The 19,894-nt window shown below is 64.2% G+C and carries 18 protein-coding genes and 1 pseudogene; 15 read left to right on the top strand and 4 right to left on the bottom strand.

What is annotated here, in order from left to right; translation table 11 throughout:
• Positions 1-6: 6 nt before the first annotated feature.
• Both CK224_RS23515 and CK224_RS23510 read right to left on the bottom strand, forming a co-directional pair.
• Positions 7-1,209 (bottom strand): mandelate racemase/muconate lactonizing enzyme family protein, encoded by a 1,203-nt coding sequence (locus tag CK224_RS23515; RefSeq protein ID WP_095783398.1) that lies wholly within the window; start codon positions 1,207-1,209, stop codon positions 7-9.
• Positions 1,209-1,928, bottom strand: coding sequence for a FadR/GntR family transcriptional regulator (locus CK224_RS23510; RefSeq protein ID WP_095783397.1), 720 nt, complete (start codon positions 1,926-1,928; stop codon positions 1,209-1,211). Before CK224_RS23510 ends, CK224_RS23515 begins: the two co-directional genes overlap by 1 nt.
• A gap of 106 nt (positions 1,929-2,034) precedes the next feature.
• Here CK224_RS23510 and CK224_RS23505 point away from each other — a divergent pair, with 106 nt between their 5' ends.
• The 8 genes and pseudogenes from CK224_RS23505 (at position 2,035) to CK224_RS23470 (ending at position 11,482) form a co-directional block, all read left to right on the top strand.
• The gene (locus CK224_RS23505; protein ID WP_095783396.1) at positions 2,035-2,934 is read left to right on the top strand and encodes an SMP-30/gluconolactonase/LRE family protein; all 900 of its coding nucleotides are present in this window, start codon (positions 2,035-2,037) and stop codon (positions 2,932-2,934) included.
• A gap of 110 nt (positions 2,935-3,044) precedes the next feature.
• Positions 3,045-3,488, top strand: a complete 444-nt coding sequence (locus CK224_RS23500; protein WP_066993153.1) for an SRPBCC family protein — start codon at positions 3,045-3,047, stop codon at positions 3,486-3,488.
• Positions 3,489-3,658: 170 nt separating this feature from the next.
• Entirely contained in the window at positions 3,659-4,894 is a 1,236-nt protein-coding gene (locus tag CK224_RS23495) for a patatin-like phospholipase family protein (protein ID WP_095783395.1), read from the top strand.
• 121 nt (positions 4,895-5,015) lie between these two features.
• Positions 5,016-5,720: an SDR family oxidoreductase gene (locus CK224_RS23490; RefSeq protein ID WP_095783471.1), complete on the top strand. Its 705-nt coding sequence runs from the start codon at positions 5,016-5,018 to the stop codon at positions 5,718-5,720.
• A 108-nt stretch (positions 5,721-5,828) separates the two neighbouring features.
• A pseudogene (locus CK224_RS23485) lies at positions 5,829-6,483 on the top strand (pyrroline-5-carboxylate reductase dimerization domain-containing protein).
• 355 nt (positions 6,484-6,838) lie between these two features.
• Positions 6,839-8,350, top strand: coding sequence for a family 16 glycosylhydrolase (locus tag CK224_RS23480; RefSeq protein ID WP_095783394.1), 1,512 nt, complete (start codon positions 6,839-6,841; stop codon positions 8,348-8,350).
• Positions 8,351-8,401: 51 nt separating this feature from the next.
• The gene (locus CK224_RS23475; protein WP_095783393.1) at positions 8,402-10,159 is read left to right on the top strand and encodes a type I secretion system permease/ATPase; all 1,758 of its coding nucleotides are present in this window, start codon (positions 8,402-8,404) and stop codon (positions 10,157-10,159) included.
• A gap of 3 nt (positions 10,160-10,162) precedes the next feature.
• A complete protein-coding gene (locus tag CK224_RS23470) occupies positions 10,163-11,482 on the top strand; it encodes an HlyD family type I secretion periplasmic adaptor subunit (RefSeq protein WP_095783392.1) in 1,320 nt (439 codons plus the stop codon).
• Between the two features lie 46 nt (positions 11,483-11,528).
• Here the strand turns inward: CK224_RS23470 and CK224_RS23465 are convergent, their stop codons facing one another.
• Both CK224_RS23465 and CK224_RS23460 read right to left on the bottom strand, forming a co-directional pair.
• Positions 11,529-12,059 (bottom strand): dihydrofolate reductase family protein, encoded by a 531-nt coding sequence (locus CK224_RS23465; protein WP_095783391.1) that lies wholly within the window; start codon positions 12,057-12,059, stop codon positions 11,529-11,531.
• Positions 12,060-12,158: 99 nt separating this feature from the next.
• Positions 12,159-13,049 (bottom strand): LysR family transcriptional regulator, encoded by an 891-nt coding sequence (locus tag CK224_RS23460; protein WP_095783390.1) that lies wholly within the window; start codon positions 13,047-13,049, stop codon positions 12,159-12,161.
• Positions 13,050-13,259: 210 nt separating this feature from the next.
• Between CK224_RS23460 and CK224_RS23455 the strand changes: the two genes are divergently transcribed.
• The 7 genes from CK224_RS23455 (at position 13,260) to CK224_RS23425 (ending at position 19,887) form a co-directional block, all read left to right on the top strand.
• Complete coding sequence (locus CK224_RS23455; protein ID WP_095783470.1) at positions 13,260-14,195, top strand: DMT family transporter; 936 nt, start codon at positions 13,260-13,262, stop codon at positions 14,193-14,195.
• Between the two features lie 30 nt (positions 14,196-14,225).
• Complete coding sequence (locus CK224_RS23450) at positions 14,226-14,948, top strand: haloacid dehalogenase type II (RefSeq protein ID WP_095778896.1); 723 nt, start codon at positions 14,226-14,228, stop codon at positions 14,946-14,948.
• A 216-nt stretch (positions 14,949-15,164) separates the two neighbouring features.
• A complete protein-coding gene (locus tag CK224_RS23445) occupies positions 15,165-15,596 on the top strand; it encodes a hypothetical protein (protein WP_066993122.1) in 432 nt (143 codons plus the stop codon).
• A gap of 264 nt (positions 15,597-15,860) precedes the next feature.
• Positions 15,861-16,739 (top strand): ABC transporter permease, encoded by an 879-nt coding sequence (locus CK224_RS23440; RefSeq protein WP_095783469.1) that lies wholly within the window; start codon positions 15,861-15,863, stop codon positions 16,737-16,739.
• A gap of 13 nt (positions 16,740-16,752) precedes the next feature.
• Positions 16,753-17,595 carry an ABC transporter permease gene (locus tag CK224_RS23435; protein ID WP_095783389.1) on the top strand — a complete coding sequence of 281 codons (843 nt, stop codon included), beginning with the start codon at positions 16,753-16,755 and terminating at the stop codon, positions 17,593-17,595.
• Positions 17,592-18,734 carry an extracellular solute-binding protein gene (locus tag CK224_RS23430; RefSeq protein ID WP_066993114.1) on the top strand — a complete coding sequence of 381 codons (1,143 nt, stop codon included), beginning with the start codon at positions 17,592-17,594 and terminating at the stop codon, positions 18,732-18,734. The genes CK224_RS23435 and CK224_RS23430 overlap by 4 nt, the downstream gene beginning before the upstream one ends.
• Positions 18,727-19,887 carry an ABC transporter ATP-binding protein gene (locus CK224_RS23425; RefSeq protein ID WP_082980399.1) on the top strand — a complete coding sequence of 387 codons (1,161 nt, stop codon included), beginning with the start codon at positions 18,727-18,729 and terminating at the stop codon, positions 19,885-19,887. Before CK224_RS23430 ends, CK224_RS23425 begins: the two co-directional genes overlap by 8 nt.
• Positions 19,888-19,894: the final 7 nt, after the last annotated feature.

Below are 19,894 nucleotides of genomic sequence, written 5' to 3'. Positions count from 1 at the left end.
CTTGGGCTAAATGTCCGTCTGGTTGCTGACCCGGCGGTGGACGGTGTAGGCCTTGCCAAGATCGGGACTGAGCGCCAGCCCAAGCCCAGGCCCCGGCGGCACGGTGATCATGCCGTCTTTCACCTCGGGCAGCGCCGTCACCAAGTCGCGGTACCAGGTGCGGTAGAAGGCGCGCACGCTTTCCTGAACGAGCGCGTTGGGCGCGTTGAGCGACAAATGGGTGGACGCTGCGAGCACGACCGGACCGGTGCAGTCGTGCGGCGCCACCGGCAGCCGCCAAGCCTCGGCCATCGAAGCGATCTTGCGGGCCTCCGACAGGCCGCCGCACCAGGAGATGTCGAGCATGACGATCCCGGCCGCTCCGGTCTCCAGAAGGTCGCGGAAAGCCCAGCGGCTGCCCAGCGTCTCCGAGGCCGAGATCGGCGCCGGACTGGCGGCGGCGTAACGCCTCAAGTCGCCGAGGCTGTCCATGCGGATCGGGTCCTCGTGCCAATAGGTGGCGTAGGGCCTGAGCGCCTCGGCGATCCTCATCGCTGGCAAGAGCTGCCACATCGAATGGAACTCGACCATGATGTCGATCCTGTCGCCGACGGCTTTGCGAATCTTTTCAAAAGGCTCGAGCGCCGCCTTCAAGTCGGCTGCCGAGATGTCGTTGCCGCGCGTCTTCTCCGCCGCGTGGTCGAACGGCCAGATCTTCATTGCGGTGATGCCGTCGGAGAGCAATTCCTCGGCCAGCTCGCCGGCGCGGGTGAGGAAGGCGTTGAGATCGTCGTAATCGCGCCCGGCGCCGATGCCGTAATTGGCCGTCGTCTGGCCCTTGGCGTCCTTGATGTACTCGGTGCCGGCGCAGGTGTTGTAAGTGCGCATCGAGCGACGGCTGAAACCGCCGAGCAGCTGCGCGACCGGCTGGCCGGTAGCCTTGCCGAAAATGTCCCACAGCGCGATGTCGAAGGCGGAGTTGCCGCGCACCTCGGCGCCGCTGGAGCGGAAGCCGAGATAGCCGACGAGATCGGCGGCCAGGAGATCGATCTCCAGCGGATCGCGGCCGATCACCCTGGGCGCCACATATTCGTGCAGATATTCCTCGACGGTGCGCGATAGATAGAACGTCTCGCCGAGTCCGGTGATGCCCTCGTCGGTATGAACCTCGACCCAGAGCAGGTTGGGCCGTTCCTCGATGCGCACGGTCTCGATGGCGCGGATCTTCATCAGGCTATCCCCGCGTCGATCAGCGCCTTGACGCTCTTGTCGAAATGCTCGGCCATATGCTCGGCCGCAAGCCGCGGATCGCCCTTGAGGATGGCGTCGGCGATGTCCTCATGGCCCTTGATCATCTTGAGCTGGTCCTCGTCGGAGGAACGGGTTCGCCAGCCAATGACCCAGGTGCGCCGCGTCACGCCGCTGAAGGCGGTGACGATCAGCGAAAAGACCGGATTGTGCGAGGCCGCCGCGATCGCCTCGTGGAAGGCGATGTCATGCTCCATGACGGTCTCGGGGCTCTTGCAACTCTCGCGCATCAGCCGGGCGGACTGGGCGATCGCCGCGGCTTCCGCGTTGGTGCGGCGCAGAGCGGCCAGCGCCACCGTGCGCATCTCGATGGTGCGCCTGACGTCATAGACCTGCTGCACGCTGATCTGCTGGGTGGTGATGCCATGCTCGATCACCATCGACATGGCGCCGGTGTCGAGCTTGGCGACGGTGGCGCGGCGCCCGGCGCTCATGTCGATCAGCCGCATCGCCGACAGCGAGCGGAAGGCCTCGCGCACGACCGTTCGGGAAACGTTGAGCTGGCGTGTCATGGCGGCCTCGCTGGGCAGCGGATCGCCGGCCGCCAGGCCCTCCGAGCGGATGTGCTGGGTTATCGCCTGGATCGCGGTGCTGACCAGGCCAGGACTCGGCCCATCCGGCGGGTCGGTGTGCTCTTGCATCCGTTTCCTCAAAAACCTGTATGACATGTTTCTGTTGAATTGCTCATATTTCAGCTTAAAGATATATGTCAAGCTGATTTCTGACACCCCTGCCCCGAGGCGCCCCATGCACGAAACGCAAGCCGGCCTGATCTTCGATGCGCGCGACGTGGTCGGCGAAAGCCTGGTGTGGGACGAGCGCCGGGAAAGGCTGGTCTGGGTCGACATCATCGGCCGCAGGATTCATCGGCTGGATCCGCTGAGCGGCGCACATGAAAGCTGGCCGACGCCCGATCTCGTGACCTCGGTCGGACTGCGTAATGACGGCGGCGCGATCGTCGGATTGCGCAAGGAGATCGCGCTATGGGATTTCGACGGGCCGTTCCGGACGCTCGCGACGATCGAGGCCGACAGGCCGGGAACGCGGCTCAACGAGGGCGTGGTGGCGCCGGACGGTTCGTTCTGGGTCGGAACGATGGCCAACAACATCGGCCCGGACGACGCGCCGGTGCCCATCGCCAGCGATGAAGGTCGGCTCTATCGGGTCGGCCCGGACGGCAATGTGATGCCGCTCAGCGAAGACCGGTTCGGCATCACCAACACGATGGTGTGGCTGCCCGACGGACGCTTCGTCACCGCCGACACGACGAAGAACGCGCTCTACAGCTATGGCTGGGACAAGAAGGCGGGACGGCTCGGCCGGGCGCTCCCCTTCTTCACCGGCTTCGAGCGCGGCCTGCCGGACGGCTCCTGCCTTGACGCCGAGAGTTATATTTGGAACTGCCGGGTGGTTGGCGGAAGCTGCCTCGCTCGCATCGCGCCCGACGGCAGGTTGGACCGGATCGCCGAATTGCCCTGCAGTTGGCCGACGAGCTGCGCCTTCGGCGGCCCGGGCCTCGACACGCTGTTCGTCACCTCCGCGCGCTTCACGATGAGCGCCGAGCATCTCGACGCCAACCCCTTCGAGGGCGGCGTCTTCGCGCTCAGGCCCGGCGTCAGCGGCGCGCCGGGCAACCGGTTCGGATAATCTCCCCATCGAGATCGGCAGCAGCGATCAAAAACTTCACCGTCGATGTCGGACTGGCCAATCACCGTTCGTCATAGGAGCATAGACCGGCAATCAACAGGAGAAACGAAATGCCCAGCACTGTCCGCCTGCACCGTGTGCTTTCCACCAAACCTGAAAAAGTCTATCGCGCTTTCATCGAAGCGGACGCGCTGGCGAAATGGCTGCCGCCGAACGGCTTCACCTGCACGGTGCATCACTTGGATGCAAAGGCCGGCGGCAACTTCAAAATGTCGTTCCGCAACTTCACCACGGGCGAAAGCCATGCTTTCGGCGGCGACTATGTCGAGCTCGTTCCGGGTGAGCTCGTGCGCTACACCGACAAGTTCGACGATCCCAACCTGCCCGGCGAGATGCAGGTGACGGTGAAGTTGAAGAAAGTCTCGGTCGGCACGGAGATGGAGATCACCCAGGCCGGCATTCCGGACGCCATCCCCGCTGAGGCCTGCTATCTCGGCTGGCAGGAGTCGCTCAAGAACCTGGCAAGGCTCGTCGAGCCCGAGATCAATCAGTAAAGATCGATCGCAAGGTCTATGCGGCCGGCCGCGACGAAGCGGCCGGCAAGCGGCCCCGCTTTCCACTCCGCGACGTTACGCGTTTCCCCCGCTTGCCAGAATGGCTGCTCTGGGCTGGATTGAGCAAAGCCGAGCTCGAATGCCGAACAGACAGGCAGAAGGGGGGCGCGATGGAGCCGATTCCAGCCGGATCGTCACCGGCTGACGACAAGGTCGAGCATTACGAGCTCGGCCTTTGCCTGTCGGGCGGCGGCTATCGCGCCATGCTGTTCCATGCCGGCGTGCTCTGCCGGCTGAACGAGGCCGGCCTGCTTCAGAAAATCGACATGGTCAGTTCGGTCTCGGGCGGCTCGATCGCCGCCGGGCTGCTTGCGGTTCTCTGGCCGCGCCTCAGCTTTGCCGACGGCGTTGCCACGAATTTCCGCGAGCTTTACGTCGAAAAAATCCTCACTTTCTCGCAGGTCTTCCTTGACGCGCCGTCGATCCTCAAGGGCGTGTTCAACCCGTTTTCGAGCGCGGCGCGCGAAGTCGCCGCCTGCTACGAGCACCATCTGTTCGACGGCAAGGTGCCGACGCTGAAGAGCCTGACCCGGCGGCCGTGGTTCGTGTTCTGCTCGAGCAATCTCAGCACCGGCTCGCTGTGTCGCATGTCCAACCGTTACATTGCCGATTACCGGATCGGCATGGCCAAGCATGCGGACTTGCCGGTCGCGACCGCGGTTGCGGCGTCGTCCGCCTTCCCGCCGTTTCTGTCGCCGCTCAGGCTCGACCCCACGCAATTCGCGTGGGAGAACGACAAGCTCGACGCGAGCGTCGGCCCGCCCGTCCCGGCCGGCCGCGCCGTGCTCACCGATGGCGGCGTCTATGACAATCACGGCATCGAGCCGGCGCTGAAGCGCTGCCGCTCGCTGTTAGTCAGCGACGCCGGCGCGCCCTGGCGGGCGTCGAGCTCCGGTTATTGGAACTGGTTCTCGCAGTTGAAGCGCGTGCTCGACACCACCGACAACCAGGTGCGCTCGCTCAGGCGGCGCGACCTCATCGCCCGCTTCCAGGCGGCGAAGGATGCCGACGACCAGGGCCTGCCCAATGACGCGACCCGGCCCGATTATGCCGCCACCCGCGGCGTCTACTGGTCGATCGCCAGCAAGCCTGACGCCGCCGAGCCGAGCTTCGTGCAAAGCGCGGCAATCGCGCCTGCCGATATCGGCACGTCGCTGCATTTCCTGGGAAGCGAGGAGACGATCGATCTCGTCAATTGGGGCTATTGCGCCAGCGACCAGGCGCTGCGGAGCTGGTACCGGCCGGCGGTGCCGGCTGGAAAGGGCGTGCCCTTGAAAGCGGGCGACGTGAAGCCCGGACGCTGTGCAGTGGTGTCGAAGGCGCTGATGAGCGGTTTCAAGGTGTGAGCATGGCGTTCGGACTCCGCGTCCGCTTTCGCCAATCGCCATCGTGGCGCAATCCAAACCGGTTCGTGCCCTGCACCGCCTCGTGCTAACAGAGGCGCTTTCAACAAGGATGGACAGCGACATGGCAGGAGAAAAAGTAGCTCTGGTGACGGCGGGGGGCAGCGGTATCGGCGCGGCGGCGGCGAAGCGGCTGGCCGCCGACGGCTTCAAGGTCGGCGTGCTCTCCTCCTCCGGTAAGGGCGAGGCGCTGGGCCACGAACTCGGCGGCTTCGGCGTCACCGGCTCCAACCAGTCGAACGAGGATCTGAAGCGGCTGACCGACGGCGCGCTGGAACGCTGGGGCCGCATCGACGTGCTGGTCAACAGCGCCGGCCACGGGCCGCGCGCGCAGATCATCGAGATCAGCGACGAAGACTGGCACAAGGGCATCGACACCTATTTCCTCAACGTCGTGCGACCGACCCGGCTGGTGACGCCGGTGATGCAGAAGCAGAAGGCGGGCGTCATCATCAACATCTCGACCGCCTGGGCGTTCGAGCCGAGCGTCGCCTTCCCGACCTCGGCGGTGGCGCGCGCCGGGCTCGCCGCCTTCACCAAGATCTTTGCCGACACCTATGCGGCCGATAACATCCGCATCAACAACGTGCTGCCGGGCTGGATCGACAGCCTGCCCGGCGTAGAGGAACGCCGCCAGAGCGTGCCGATGAAGCGCTACGGCACATCCGAGGAAGTGGCGGCAACGATCTCCTTCCTCGCTTCCGACGGCGCGGCCTATATCACCGGCGAGAACATCCGCGTCGATGGTGGATTGATGCGGGGGTACTGAGGCTCGTTTTCGGCAGGCACAGCTGTCGCTCGCCGGTACGCGGCTGCGGCTGACCGCTGGACAATGGCCGCCGCCTCCCGCACCCTTAAGACTGCAAGGGAGACACGAATGAGCGCTTCACTCAGGCTGGGCATTGTCGGCGGCGCCGGCTGGCTGGGCGGCGCCATCGCGGGTGCCGCGCTTTCGGCCGGCGTGGTGCGGGCGGAGAACCTCGCCCTCTCCTATCGGAGCACCAAGCCGGATCGCTTTCCAGGCGTCTTCTGGAGCGACGACAACCAGGCGCTCGCCGACCGCTCGGACGTCATCATGCTTTCCGTGCGGCCGCAGGACTGGTCGTCGCTCGAGCTGGATGCCAAGGGCAAGCTGGTGCGAATTTGACCGCGCGACCGTGCGCGCGATCTTCGGAGCCTGCGGCGTTGAGGACGAGGTCGGCAGCGAGCGCGACATCGACTATCTCACCGGGCTGACGGGCTCGGGCCCCGCCTTCCCTGCCCTGCTCGCCGAGGCGATGATGCGCGACGCCGTGGCCTTCGGCCTCAAGCCGGAAGTCGCGCGCCGCGCAGTCAACACCGTGCTCACCGGAACCGGCCGGCTGCTGGAGCTCAACGACGCTTCACCGGCCGATACGGTCGAGGCCTTTCTCGGCTATCGCGGCACGACAGCGGCCGCGATCGAGACGATGCGCGAAGCGGGCTTCGACCAGGCCGTTGCCAAGGGACTGGCGGCCGCGTTCCTCAAGTCGATCGCGATGGGCAAGGCGTGAGCCGACGACGCCGCCCTTTGAGCGCGGAATGCATCAGGCGAGCATCCGCCGGATCGGGCCCCGCCGCTCAGGTGAGTCGTGCCGCCTACGCGAACTCCTCGCGCCGCGATGCTTAATTTTTGATAAAAGAAATTAGTAATATTGTGTAAAACTGATGAGCCCTCGCGTGCAAATTGTATTAGGGCGTTCTCACTCTCTTTTCTTGCGAATAATTGATCGCTGAACGGCAAATTTTCTCTGTACTATTACACAATTCCTTGGAACGATACCCGGAATTACAAGTTGACCCGCTAGCGATCGGTTGAGTTCGCATCGCCGATTCAAGCAAGCCGTGTATTGCGAGGAGGGTTGTCCGATGAGCAGCTTCGTCAATGCCGTAGGCGTTCCTCTCCCCTATAGCGGCTCGTCCAACCATTGGTACTCGGCGGCGGGGTCCGGACCGGACTTGTGGGGCACCTCCGGAAACGACACTTTCTATGGAGCTTCCGGCGTCAATGTCACCATGCACGGCGGCTACGGCGATGACATCTATTATCTCTATGCCGCGGGCAACAAGGTGGCCGAGGGCTATGGGGCAGGCATCGACACCATCAGCACATGGATGAGCTACACGCTTCCCGACAATGTCGAGAACCTGATCGTCACCAATGCCAAGAACTACGCTTTCGGAAACGACCTGGACAACATCATCACCGCCAAGGCCGGCCACCAGACGCTGGACGGCGGGAAGGGCAATGATGTGCTGATCGATGGTGGCGGCGGTTTCGACACTTTCATCATCGCGAAAGGCAACGGAAGCGACCTGATCGCCAATTTTGCCGCGACTGACAGCGTCCGTCTCGATGGCTATGGGTTCACTTCCTTCGACGCCATCCACTCGAACATGATCCAAGCGGGACCGAACGTCATCTTGAACCTCGGATCCGGCGAGGTCCTCATGTTCAAGAACACGACCATCGACAAGCTGCAGCCCAGCCAATTCCAGCTGCCGATCGACAAGTCCGACATGACGCTGTCTTTCAGCGACGACTTCAACGCGCTGAACCTCCACAACAGCCAAGGCGGCACGTGGGATACCAACTTCTGGTGGGGCGCGCCGAACGGCAGCACGCTCGCCACCAACAACGAGCTGCAATGGTATATCGACGCCAATTACGCGCCGACGAGCTCGGTCCACCCGTTCAGCGTGAACAACGGCGTGCTCACCATCACCGCGGCGCAAGCGCCGGCGGACATCAAACCGCTGATCAACAATTACGAATACACGTCCGGCATCCTGACCACGCATGACAGCTTCTCGCAGACATACGGCTATTTCGAAATGCGCGCCGACCTGCCGGAAAACGCCGGCGCCTGGCCGGCCTTCTGGCTGCTGCCGGAAGACGGCTCGTGGCCGCCTGAGCTGGACGTCGTCGAAAGATACGGCCAGACCCCGAACTCGCTTCTGATGACCGCGCATACGATGGAGACGGGGACGCACACCATGGTCGGGTCTACGGTGAATGTGATGGATACTGCCGGTTTCCACACCTATGGCCTGCTGTGGACGCCGGACAAGCTTGTCTGGACCTATGACGGCGTGCAGGTCGCGGAAGCGGCGACGCCCTCGGACATGGACAAGCCCATGTACATGCTGGTCAATCTTGCGATCGGCGGCCAGGCCGGCGCGCCGCCGGATCATCTTGCCACACCGGCCGAGATGAAGATCGACTACATCCGCGCCTATACGCTGGACGCTGTGGAGGCTAACCCCCTGGTCGCCACCAGCAGCACCACCAGCACCACCACCGCAACGCACAGCACTGCCACGCACAGCTTCGGCAGCAGCACGCTGCATCACGGTTCCGAGTTTGGGGGCCACGCTTAAGATTTTCAGGCGATCGGTTCGATGTCCCGGGATGATTTAGCGGCGGCCGATATGACTGAACCGTCGAGCCTGCGGGCGGTGTTCCTGCGCGCCATCGCCGATGTCGGCATCTTCTCGCTGCTGATCAACATCCTGCTTCTGGTGATCCCGCTTTATTTGCTGCAGGTCTATGACCGCGTGCTGCCCTCCTCCAGCGTCGAGACGCTGGTCTATCTGTCGGCGATTGCGGTTCTTGCGCTCGCTTTCCTCGGACTGCTGGACGCGATCCGCGCCGTCTACACGCAGCGCGTCGCGGCCGCCGTCGACAGGAAGCTCGGGGCAAGGACATTCGCCGTCTCGCTGGCGCCCAAATATGCCGGCGGCCTGTCGCCGCTGCGTGATCTCGCCTCGGTCTGCGCCTTCGTCCGGTCGCGCGGCGTGGCGGTGCTGTTCGACCTGCCCTTTGCGCCCGTCTTCCTCGCTTTGCTCTATCTGATCCATCCGGTGCTGTTCTGGGTGACAGTCGCCGGCGCGGTGCTTCTGCTCGTCCTTGTCGTCGCGAACCAGCTCGCCATTGGCCGGAACGATGCCATGTCCGCGGAACGCTCGGCGTTGGCGAGCCATGCGGAACAGGTCTTTGCCCGCAATGCCGAAACGCTGCGCGCCATGGGCATGGTCGAGAACGCCGCTCGGGTCTGGGGGCGGCATGTCGGGGCAGCGCTCACGCTTTACGACCGTTCCTCGAGCGCCAATGCGATCTTCAGCGGCGCCTCGCGGGCGCTGCGCATGATGCTGCAGCTGGCCATCCTCGGCGCCGGCGCGTGGCTGGTGCTCGAGGGGCAGATGACGGCGGGCATGATCTTCGCCTCCTCGCTGGTGTCGTCGCGCGCGCTGCAGCCGCTCGACCAGCTGATCGGCGCCTGGAGGCAAATCGTCGAGGCAAAGCGCGCCTGGAAGCGGCTGGAGACGGCGCTTGCTGCGCATCCGGCTGGGAAGCGGAAACTGGCGCTCCCCGATCCGTTAGGCGCGATTTCGGTGCAGGACGTTTTCTTCATGGCACCGAACGCGCAGCCCGGCACCGAACCTATCCTCAAGCGGCTGAATTTCCAGATCGGCGCCGGCGAAGCGGTGGCGATCGTCGGGCCGAGCGGCGCCGGCAAATCGACGCTGGCGCGGCTGCTTGTCGGTGCCGCGCAGCCGACCGGGGGCGCAGTGAGGATCGACGGCGCCGACCTCAGGACCTGGGACGAAAAACAGCTGGGGCGACAGATCGGCTACCTGGCGCAGGAGGTGGAGCTCTTTCCCGGCACGATCGGCGACAATGTCGCCCGCTTCGACGCGCAGGCCGAGGACGCCGCGATCGTCGAGGCCGCCAGGCGCGCCCAGGCGCATGAGTTGATCCTGGCGCAGCGCGACGGCTACCAGACGATGATCGGCCCTTCCGACAGGACGCTCTCGGGCGGCGAGCGCCAGAGGATCGGGTTGGCGCGCGCCTTCTACGGCAACCCGCGGATTCTCGTGCTCGACGAGCCCAGTTCCCATCTCGACGGCAGCGGCGAGGCGGCGCTCGAAGCGCTGCTGGCCGCCGCGCGGGCGGCGGGCATCACGATCCTCGTGATCACGCATCGCCCGTCCATCGCCACCGCCTGCGACCGCGTGATGGTTCTGCGCGGTGGTGTGATCGAGGCCTTCGGCCCGAGCGTCGAGGTGCTGCGGCGGTCCACGGTCGATAGAGGCGCCGGCAACGCCCCGGCCGCCCAGCAGGGCACGGTGGTGACCGGATCATTCGCGCCGACGATCCGCACGCACGGCATCCGCTTCGGATCCTAGACGATGACGATCGAGAGCCTTGCCTGGGATGGACAGCCGCGCACCGACTTCCGGCGCGTGGCCTTCATGGGGTATGCGGCAATCGCGCTCTTTGCGGGCGGCTTCGGCTATTGGGCGGTAAGCGCGCCGCTGTCCGGCGCGGTGATCACGCAGGGCACGATCTCGGCGACGGGCGGCAACATCCTCATCCAGCAGCCGGAGGGCGGCATCATCCAGCAGCTGCTGGTCCGCGAGGGCGACCGGGTGCAGCAGGGCCAGGACCTCATCCTGCTCGACCGGACGGCCGCGCAAGCCGAGCTCAACCGTCTGACCAGGCAGTCGATCGCGATCAAGGCGAGCATGGCGCGGCTGGAGGCCGAGCGCGACGGGCTGGACAGGCTCGCGCCGATCACCGAGGCAGCGCCGGCGCCGTTCCAGCAGGATTTCCAAAATCTCATCCGCGAGCAGCAGAAGGAGTTCGACACCAGGCTCGCCCGGTTCCGGTCGGAGCAATCGATCATGGCGCAGCGGGTCGCCATGCATCGCGAGTCGGTCGTGGGCTTGAACGCCCAGAAGCTCGCCATCCAGCAGCAGGCCGATGTCGTGAAGAAGGAGCTCGGCATCAAGACAGGCCTGCTCGACAAGGGCCTCACCAACCGCACCGAATATTCGCAGCTGCTGCGCTCGGAAGCCGATCTGGTCGGCCAGGCCGGCGCGCTGGAGGCCAATCTTGCCGGGGCCAACAGCCAGATCGTGGAGGCGCAGGTGCAGGTCGAGCGGCTGACCACGCAGCGCGTGGAGGAAGCGCTGACCAAGCTCGACGAGGTCCGCACCAACCTCGCCGACATCGAGGAGCAGATCAGGGCAGCCGAAGCGGTGCTTCAGCGCACGACGATCAAGGCGCCGTCGGCGGGCATCGTGGTGTCCTCCACCTATAATTCGAAAGGCAGCGTGATCGCGCCCGGCGAAAAGATCATGGAGATCCTGCCCACCGCATCGGGCCTCAACGTCGATGCCAAGCTGCGGCCGAAAGACGTCGATCAGGTGCGCGTCGGCCAGCCGGCGAAGCTCAGGCTGTCGGCGCTCAACACGCGGCTGACGCCAGAGGTATCGGCGACCGTGACGCAGATCTCGGCCGACCGGCTGATCGACCAGGCTACCCACGAACCCTATTTCCGCGCCAAGCTGAAGATCGCCGACGCGCTCCCGCCCGGCGTCAAGCCGGAGCAACTCTATCCGGGAACGCCGGTCGAAGCCTTCATCAACACCGGCGACCGCACCTTCTTCGAGTATCTGGCGCGGCCGATGGTGGATTCGTTCGCCCGGGCGTTTGCGGAGAGGTGAGCGGGCGCTCCGCCCGACGCGACGGCGCCGTCGGGGAGTTGCGTGCCTACGCAGGGACATAAGTCAATCTGATCGCTTCCTCCCCGATCAAATCACTGGCCACGAGGCGTAGCGGCGGCCGGGGGCCGGCGAAGAATGGCTTTCCGTGACCAAGCACGACGGGATGGATGTAGAGACGATACTCATCGATAAGCCCGAGGTCGGTCAGGCTTCGCGCCAGGTCCGGCCCGGAAACGGCGATCTCTCCAGCGAGCCGAGCCTTCAGGTCACGTATCACCTCCGCCAGGCCACCTTCGACAAGCGTGGCGTTGGGGCCAACCGACAGCAACGTGCTCGACACCACCCACTTCGGCTGGCTCCGCCACGCCGTCGCGAATTCGCGGAGCTCAGGGGTCCACTCGGAACAGTCTTCGTCCCAGTAGCGCATCACCTCGTACATGCGACGACCGTACACGCTGCCCGTCAGGCCGCGCACTTGCTCTATCCAGTGACGAAACAGCGCGGGATCGGGCGCAAATGCCTCGTGGTCGACATAGCCGTCCAGTGACTGATTCATTCCGAAGACGAGCTTCGCCATGCTAATATTCCATTCCAGCCTTCTTTTCAGGATACCGGTGAATCGCGCCGCTGCGTGATCTGTGACGGCCTTGTCGCGCTCCTGGCCAGCACGACGGTTTCAAACGGCGATCTGAAGCGCCCCGTAGCGTTTGACTTCGGCTTCGATCTCCCTGACCAAAGTCTCCAGCGCGGGATTTCGGGAGTTGCGCGCGCGCCTGATCACATAGGCCAGGTCCGGCGGTTTGGGGAAGTGTTTGTCGACGATCTCCATGCCGGGTTGCAGGTGCCGCTGGCTCAAGAGCGCGACGCCGAGCCCGGAGGTCACGCCGGCGATGATACCGGCTGCGCTGGAGCATTCGAACACGGTCTCGAACACCGTGCCCTCGTCCTGCCCAAGATCGAGACCCCAGCGCCGATAGAAGCAGTTCTCGTCGAAGGACAGGAACGGGATCGGCTTTTCCTTCGACAGGACCAGATCCGGCGACTTCACCCAGTGCAGCGTCTCGCGGTAGAGGACGATGTCGGCAGGGCGAACCTCGTGCTGGAACAGCTGGACGATCGCGGCGTCAAGGGCCCCCTGGCTGAGCTGCTCCCGCAAGACGAGGCTCATGCGCACTTGCGTACGGACGCTCACCTCGGGATGAAGCCTACGGAACCGGCCAAGAATGCGTGAGAGATCCGTGCAGGTCGTATCCTCGGTCATTCCCAGCGCGATCTTGCCTTGCAGCGTGCTTTTCGAGAGGCTCAGTACCGCCTCGTCATGAATACCCAGGATGCGCCGCGCATAAGCCAGGAGATCGTGCCCGGCCGTGGTGAACAGCGGCGCGTTTGGCTTCCGGCTGAGGATTTCGCAGTCGAGGCTCGCTTCCAGCCGCCTCATCTTGTGGCTGACGGCCGATTGCGACAAGCCCAGAACCTCGGCCGCACGGGTGACACCGCCATGTTTCTCGATCGCGACCAGCGCCCGCAGGGCATCGACATCCAGGCGGCGGCTCATAATTCCAGCCATGACAATCCTCGCTTGCAATGAAAGCACCGCGCCAAACCTCTGACACAGAGCGGGTTTTCGGGCAAATTCTTATGTCCTTATTCCTGGCTGTTTCATGAGCCTATCGAAATTTGTCATGTGCAAGGCAGCGAGTGTGCGGCCATAAGTCTGCGCCAGACAGCGCTGGTGATCCGCTTCAGGAACACGGCGCACCGTTCGAACAAGGCCGCCATGACGCTCCCTAAAAACAAGGCCCATTCGCTCGTATGGCCGACCGTGGCGGCAGCCCTGGTCCTAAGCTGGAGCTCCGGCTTCGTCGGCATCCGCTACGCCAGCGAGAACGCCGACGTCATGCTGGTCCTGTTCTGGCGGACTTTTTTGTCCGGAATGATCCTGCTGCCATTTGCTCTCCTGATCGGGCAGCGCATCAGCGGGCGCGCCTTGGCGCAGCAAATGGCGTTCGGCGTGGCGACGATGTTCCTCTATCTGGGCGGGTTCGCCCTTGCCATCGGCCAGCGCGTTCCGACCGGCCTCGTCGCGCTGATCTCCGATCTTGTGCCTCTCGCCATCGCGGCGCTGTCGCAGCCCATTCTCGGCCACCGGCTGAGCGCAAGGCAATGGATCGGAACGGCCCTGGGCGCGAGCGGCGTCCTTATCGTCTCCCTGGACAGCCTCAGTCTCGGCAAAGCACCGGTCTGGGCCTATGTCCTCACCGTCGCTTCCATGCTGGTGTTCGCCCTGGCGACCGTGGTGCAGAAGCGGATCAGGACGATCGATATGCCCATCCATCAGAGCTTGTGCATTCAATGCCTGACGGCGGCGATCCTCTTTGCCGCCTGCGCGGAATGGAACGGCGGCCTGACACCGCCGCTCGACGGGCGTTTCCAGTTCGGCATGGCGTGGCTGGTGCTGTTCTCGACCTTCTTCTGCTACGGCGTCTACTATATGAGCCTGCGCCACTACACCGCCGCACAGGTCAGCAGCGTGGTCTATCTCAGCCCGCCAGTGACGATGCTCTGGGCGTGGCTGATCTTCGGCGAACCGCTATCGAGAGCGATGTTCCTCGGCCTGGCGGTGACCCTGTTCGGTGTCTGGCTGACCTCATCGAGGAGCGCTGCATCGAAGGACAAGGCGCGTTTGAGCTCATGCGAGCAGCCTGCCGGATAATCACGCGACACCAACAAGGAGTGCAATTCCATGAAGCTGACCGATTTCAAGGCCCTGACCTTCGACTGCTACGGCACGCTCATCGACTGGGAATCCGGCATGATCGAGGGCCTGAAGCCGCTGACAGAGCGCGCCGGCCGCCGTTTGAGCCGCGACGACATCCTCGAGGCGCATGCCCGGCACGAATCCAGCCAGCAGAACTGGACTCCGGCAAGACGCTACCGCGACCTTCTGCCGATCGTCTACAAGCGGCTTGCCGAGGAATGGGGCGTCGTCGCCACCGCGGAGGAATGCACGGCCTATGGCGAAAGCGTGAAGGATTGGCCGGCCTTTGCCGACTCGGCGGAAGCCTTGCGGTATCTCAAGCAGCACTACAAGCTGATCATCCTTTCCAACGTCGACAACAAGAGCTTTTCGTTCAGCAACAAGAAGCTCGGCGTCGACTTCGACGCGATATACACGGCAGAGGACATCGGCTCCTACAAGCCCTCCGCCCGCAACTTCGACTATATGCTCGAAAAGCTGGCGACGATCGGGGTGGAGAAAAGCCAAGTCCTGCACACGGCCGAAAGCATGTTCCATGACCACGCTCCCGCCAATCGCGTCGGCCTGGCATCGTGCTGGATCTATCGCCGTCATGCCGACCAGGGCTTCGGCGCCACGATGCACCCCGGCGATATGCCAAATGTGGATTTCCGCTTCGACAGCATGGCCGACCTCGTCAAGGCGCACAGGCAAGAATTGGGCGCCTGAGGCCGCAGCGCGTGGAGGAGGCACCGACCGGGCCGAGGCGGATGACGGAGATAGCCGGACGACGCCACGCCGCCTGCTTGCGTGGCATCCTCCCGCAACCCGATTCAATCCGCGAGCCTTGGAACCAAAAGACCTGCGAGACTGTTCAGCTATCGTTTGATACAACGCTGACGTGCCCTGCCGGTTGGGCAATCGGCGCTTTCGAGGAGTCTCACCATGTCCAGAATTCGTTCAGCCGCGATTGCGGTCATCGCCGCTGTCGGCGTGAGCTTTGCCAGCGCAGCTCACGCCGACAGCGGCACGATCCGCTTCTCCATCTATAAGGCGGCCTTCTTCATCGGCGGCGCCGGCGGCGAAGGCACGCTGACCTTCCGTGGTCGCAACTATCCCATCTCGATCGGCGGCATCTCGGGCGGCCTCGCCTTCGGGGCTTCCAAGACCTATTTCAAAGGCACGGTGCGCCACATTCGCCGCGCCCGCGACGTGGCGGGAGTGTACGGCGCGGCGGGCGGCGGCGGGGCGCTCGGCAGAGGCGCTCAGGTGATCGTCATGACCAACGACAAGGGCGCCGAACTCCAGCTCACAGGCCGGCAGGTAGGCCTGCAGATCAATGCCGATCTCAGCGGCATGACCATCGGGCTGAAATAAGGGGGCGGGCCAAGCGGGTCATTCCCTCCGCCAATTGGCGCCACCTGATCCAGCCGCACCGAGTGTCCGGTAGAATGCGAAGGGCCCGATGTCGGGCCCTTTTCCTTGCTTGCCTGGACTGTTTGCGTGGAGGCACGACGCCATCGCCAACAGTCGGAGGCTCTCTGGCTCAATCGCCGCCTGTAGACATCGCGCGCCCAATCACCCAATCTGACCCGCGGGAACAAGAAGCGCTTCAAAGAAAGCGCGGACCTTCGGGTGCGCATGAAAAATCGATGGACCTTGTATGATCCACGGCTGGCCTGGATGCTGATCGCGCCGGTGCTGCTGCTCTTGATCTTCTTCCTGGTGCTGCCGATCGCCGTGATGTCGGTCTACACCTTCTTCACCTTCGTCACCGCCGGCGTGGAAACCAGCGCGCTGACAACCGCGAACTGGCACGAATTCCTCACCGACAGCTACTATCACGGCTTCCTGTTGAAGACGCTGCGGGTCGGCGCCGTCACCGCGCTGCTCTGCGGCGTGCTCGGCTATTTTCCGGCCTATTTCATCTGGGCGACGAGCTTCAAGCACAAGTGGCTGCTGCTTCTCCTGCTCATCGTGCCGTTCTGGATCAGCTTCACCATCCGCACCTTTTCCTGGATCAACATTCTCGGCGAACAGGGCGTCATCAACGTGGCGCTCATAAAGTTGGGCATTGTCAGCGAGCCGCTGCCGATGCTCTACACCGAGGGCGCGGTGATCATGGGGCTGCTGCATTTCCTGCTGCCCTACATGATCCTCAACGTCTATGTCAGCCTGGAAAGCATCGACCGCACGCTGATTGCAGCAGCCCGCTCGATGGGCTGCACCAGCGCGCAAGCGTTTCGCGAGGTGACGCTGCCGCTTTCGTTGCCCGGCCTCGCGGCCGGCCTGCTGCTCTGCTTCGTGCTTGCCGCCGGCAGCTATGTGACGCCGCAGCTTCTGGGCTCGGGCCGCGACGCGCTGTTCGGCAATCTGATCTACGACACCATCATGAGCGAGCTGAACTGGCCGATGGGCGCCACGCTTTCGATCGTGCTGTTCGTCGTGCTCGGTTTCTTCGCCGCCATCTACACCCGCTACATGGGCATGTCGCAGATCGTCAAAGGCCTTGGAGGATGAGGGGATTGGGCGGATGAAGCCTGCACGCCGGAAACAGGAAGGCAGATGGGCCTGGCGGCTGACCGGCTTCGTCACGCTCTGCGTCTACATCTTCATGTTCGCGCCGATTGCGGCGACCGTCATCCTGTCGTTCAACGCCTCGATGTTCGGCGGCTTCCCGATGACCGGCTTTTCGCTGCAATGGTACGGCAAGCTGATGGCCAATGAGGCGGTGCTGGCCGCGTTCCGGACGTCGCTGTGGATCGCTCTGGTCACCGCGGCCGCCACCACGGCGATCGGCGTCGTCACCTCGTTCGCGCTGGTGCGTTTCGACTTCCCCGGCAAGCAGGCGCTGAGCACGCTGGTGATCCTGCCGGCGCTGGTGCCCGAAACCATTCTGGGCGTCGGCCTCCTGGTGCTGATCAAGGCGGTCGACCAGCCGCGGACGTTGCTCCTCCTGGTGCTCGGCCATATTCTGCTCGCCGTGCCCTATGTGGTGCTGATCACCCAGGCACGCATGGTGGGCATCCGGCGCGTCTACGAGGAGGCCGCGCTTTCGCTCGGCGCCTCGCGCTTCTCGTCCTTCCGCGAGATCACGCTGCCGCTGCTCATCCCGGCGGTGGTGGCGGGCGCGCTGCTCGCCTTCACCATCTCGTTCGACAACACCTCGGCCAGCCTGTTCTGGCGGCCGGCCGGCGTCGAGACCATGCCTACCCAAATCCTTTCGATGCTGAAGATTTCGATCAGCCCGGAGATCAATGCGCTGGGCACGGTCATGATCCTGGTGACCGTCGGCATCCCGCTGATCGGCGGCGTTCTCATGCAAAGCCTGACAAAATTGAGAAGACGAGGCGAACCAAAGGAGGAAGCAAAATGAAACTATCCACCACCAAGCGGCTGGAACGGCTGCATGACCGCTACGTGAACGGCGATTTGAGCCGCCGCACCTTTCTGAGCCTGACCGCCGCCGCCGCGGCCTCGGCCGGCCTCTCCATGCCGTGGATGAGCCGCGCGCTCGCCGCGGTCGAGCAGGTGCGCTTCGACGGCTGGGGCGGAACCGTGCAGGAGGCGATCGACAAATACGCCTTCCAGCCCTACACGGCCAAGACCAAGATCAAGGTGGTCCAGGGCACGTTCGGCGACGAGAACGAGATCATCACCAAGATCAAGACGGCGAAGCCCGGCGACTTCCAGATCGTGCATTCGTCCGGCGTCAACTACTACATCAAATACGTCAATGCCGGCATGAACTCGGAGATCAACGAGGCCAACATTCCCAACATGGCGAATGTGCTGCAGCCGATGATCGAGCCGTTCCGCAAGCTGACGCCAAAGCTCTCGGCGGTGCCCTACGACTACGGCACCACCGGCATCGCCTACAACACCAAGGTGATCTCGCCCGAGGAGGCGAAGGAAAAGGGTGCCGGCCTGCTGCTCGACAAGAAATACGCCGGCAAGGTCGGCGGCTATGCCGACATGACCACGCGCGTCTGGTACGCGGCTTTGGCCACCGGACAGGATCCCAACAACATCAAGGACATGGACACGATCTGGGCCAAGGTGCGCGAGACGCGCGACCTCGCCAAAAAATTCTGGAGCTCCGGCGCGGAACTGATGGACCTGTTGTCCAAGGGCGAGATCGTGGTGACCGACGCCTGGTCGGGCCGCGTCGCCGCCCTGCAGGATCAGGGCCATCCGATCGGCTATCTCGATCCTGCTGGCTCCTATGCCTGGATGGAGGACATGCTGATCCTGAAAGGCTCGCCGATGACCGAATGCGAAGAGCTGATCAACTTCATGCTCGATCCGGCCACCTCCATCGCGGTGGCCGAGGGCCAGAGCTACCCGCCGTCGCTCGACCCGACCAAGGTGAAGCTCACCGAGAAGATCGAGAAGCTGCCGGCTTTCGACAAGACCGGCTCGATGAAGGCGCTGACCTTCGCCGATCCGGTCTACTGGGCGACCAACGAGGACGCCTGGACCAAACAATGGGACAGGATCGCGAAAGGTGCCTGACAGAAGCCAAGCGTCACTCAGCCCCCGGCCGGTCTCGGCCGGGGCACCCGGCACCGCTCCCAACATGGATGCGGAGCAGCCGGCGGTCGAGTTCCGCGACATCGACATCGCCTATGGCAAGTTCGTCGCGGTTCGCGACTTCTCGCTGTCGATCCGCAAGGGCAGCTTCGTCACGCTGCTCGGGCCGTCGGGCTGCGGCAAGACGACGATCCTGCGCTCCATCGCCGGGCTGGTCGATATTTCTGGCGGCCAGATCATGATCGACGGGCGACGGGTCGACGACGTGCCGATCTACAAGCGCAACATCGGCCTGGTATTCCAGAGCTACGCGCTGTTCCCGCACAAGAGCGTGTTCGACAATGTCGCCTTCGGCCTGAAGTATCGCAACGTGCCGAAGCCCGAGATCGCGCGCAGGGTCGGCCAGGCGCTCGACATGGTGCGGCTGCCGGGCAGCGAGAAGAAGCTGCCCTCGCAATTGTCGGGCGGGCAGCAGCAGCGCATCGCGCTGGCGCGGGCCATCGTCTTCGAACCGCAGGTGCTGCTGCTCGACGAGCCGCTGTCGGCGCTCGACGCCAACATGCGCGAGGAGATGCGCGTCGAGATCAAGAAGATCCAGAAGGCAACCGGCATCACCGCCATCTTCGTCACCCACGACCAGGAAGAAGCGCTCTCCATGTCGGACCGCATCGTGGTGATGAACGCCGGCTCGGTCGAGCAGATCGGCACGCCGGAGGAGGTCTATGAGCGGCCCGCCACCGCCTTCGTCGCCGATTTCCTCGGCAAGGCCAACATGCTTGCCGGCACTGTCAGCAGATCCGACGGGCAGATAGCGGTGACGCTTGCCGCCGGCCAGACCGTCCATGTAACGTCGCCGCGGCCGCTGGCGCCGGGCAGCAAGGTCACCGTGGTGGTGCGGTCGCAGAAACTGTCGGTCGGTCCTGCAGCAGGCGGCAACCGGCTCTCCGGCCGGGTCGTCTCGACCTCCTATCTCGGCGGCAGCGCCATTTACGAGATCGACTTCGGCGGCAAGACGAGCATCCGCGCCAACGCGCCGATCAACGGCCGCATCGTCCGGGAGGGCGAGATCATCGAGGTCGGGTTCGATCCGAGCGGCTGTGTTTTGCTGGACGAGAACGGGCAGCGAATTTCGTAGCCTACCA

It is taken from the genome of Mesorhizobium sp. WSM3862 (genome assembly GCF_002294985.1).
Taxonomy (GTDB): Bacteria; Pseudomonadota; Alphaproteobacteria; order Rhizobiales; family Rhizobiaceae; genus Mesorhizobium.
Note: the sequence above shows the minus strand (reverse complement) of the source record. Positions and strands in the feature narration are given on the sequence as shown.

Bases quoted from the DNA above. Each gene is read 5' to 3' on its own strand.
- CK224_RS23515 (WP_095783398.1), bottom strand. From the start codon at position 1,209: ATGAAGATCCGCGCCATCGAGACCGTGCGCATCGAGGAACGGCCCAAC.
- CK224_RS23510 (WP_095783397.1), bottom strand. From the start codon at position 1,928: ATGCAAGAGCACACCGACCCGCCGGATGGGCCGAGTCCTGGCCTGGTC.
- CK224_RS23505 (WP_095783396.1), top strand. From the start codon at position 2,035: ATGCACGAAACGCAAGCCGGCCTGATCTTCGATGCGCGCGACGTGGTC.
- CK224_RS23500 (WP_066993153.1), top strand. From the start codon at position 3,045: ATGCCCAGCACTGTCCGCCTGCACCGTGTGCTTTCCACCAAACCTGAA.
- CK224_RS23495 (WP_095783395.1), top strand. From the start codon at position 3,659: ATGGAGCCGATTCCAGCCGGATCGTCACCGGCTGACGACAAGGTCGAG.
- CK224_RS23490 (WP_095783471.1), top strand. From the start codon at position 5,016: ATGGCAGGAGAAAAAGTAGCTCTGGTGACGGCGGGGGGCAGCGGTATC.
- CK224_RS23480 (WP_095783394.1), top strand. From the start codon at position 6,839: ATGAGCAGCTTCGTCAATGCCGTAGGCGTTCCTCTCCCCTATAGCGGC.
- CK224_RS23475 (WP_095783393.1), top strand. From the start codon at position 8,402: ATGACTGAACCGTCGAGCCTGCGGGCGGTGTTCCTGCGCGCCATCGCC.
- CK224_RS23470 (WP_095783392.1), top strand. From the start codon at position 10,163: ATGACGATCGAGAGCCTTGCCTGGGATGGACAGCCGCGCACCGACTTC.
- CK224_RS23465 (WP_095783391.1), bottom strand. From the start codon at position 12,059: ATGGCGAAGCTCGTCTTCGGAATGAATCAGTCACTGGACGGCTATGTC.
- CK224_RS23460 (WP_095783390.1), bottom strand. From the start codon at position 13,049: ATGGCTGGAATTATGAGCCGCCGCCTGGATGTCGATGCCCTGCGGGCG.
- CK224_RS23455 (WP_095783470.1), top strand. From the start codon at position 13,260: ATGACGCTCCCTAAAAACAAGGCCCATTCGCTCGTATGGCCGACCGTG.
- CK224_RS23450 (WP_095778896.1), top strand. From the start codon at position 14,226: ATGAAGCTGACCGATTTCAAGGCCCTGACCTTCGACTGCTACGGCACG.
- CK224_RS23445 (WP_066993122.1), top strand. From the start codon at position 15,165: ATGTCCAGAATTCGTTCAGCCGCGATTGCGGTCATCGCCGCTGTCGGC.
- CK224_RS23440 (WP_095783469.1), top strand. From the start codon at position 15,861: ATGAAAAATCGATGGACCTTGTATGATCCACGGCTGGCCTGGATGCTG.
- CK224_RS23435 (WP_095783389.1), top strand. From the start codon at position 16,753: ATGAAGCCTGCACGCCGGAAACAGGAAGGCAGATGGGCCTGGCGGCTG.
- CK224_RS23430 (WP_066993114.1), top strand. From the start codon at position 17,592: ATGAAACTATCCACCACCAAGCGGCTGGAACGGCTGCATGACCGCTAC.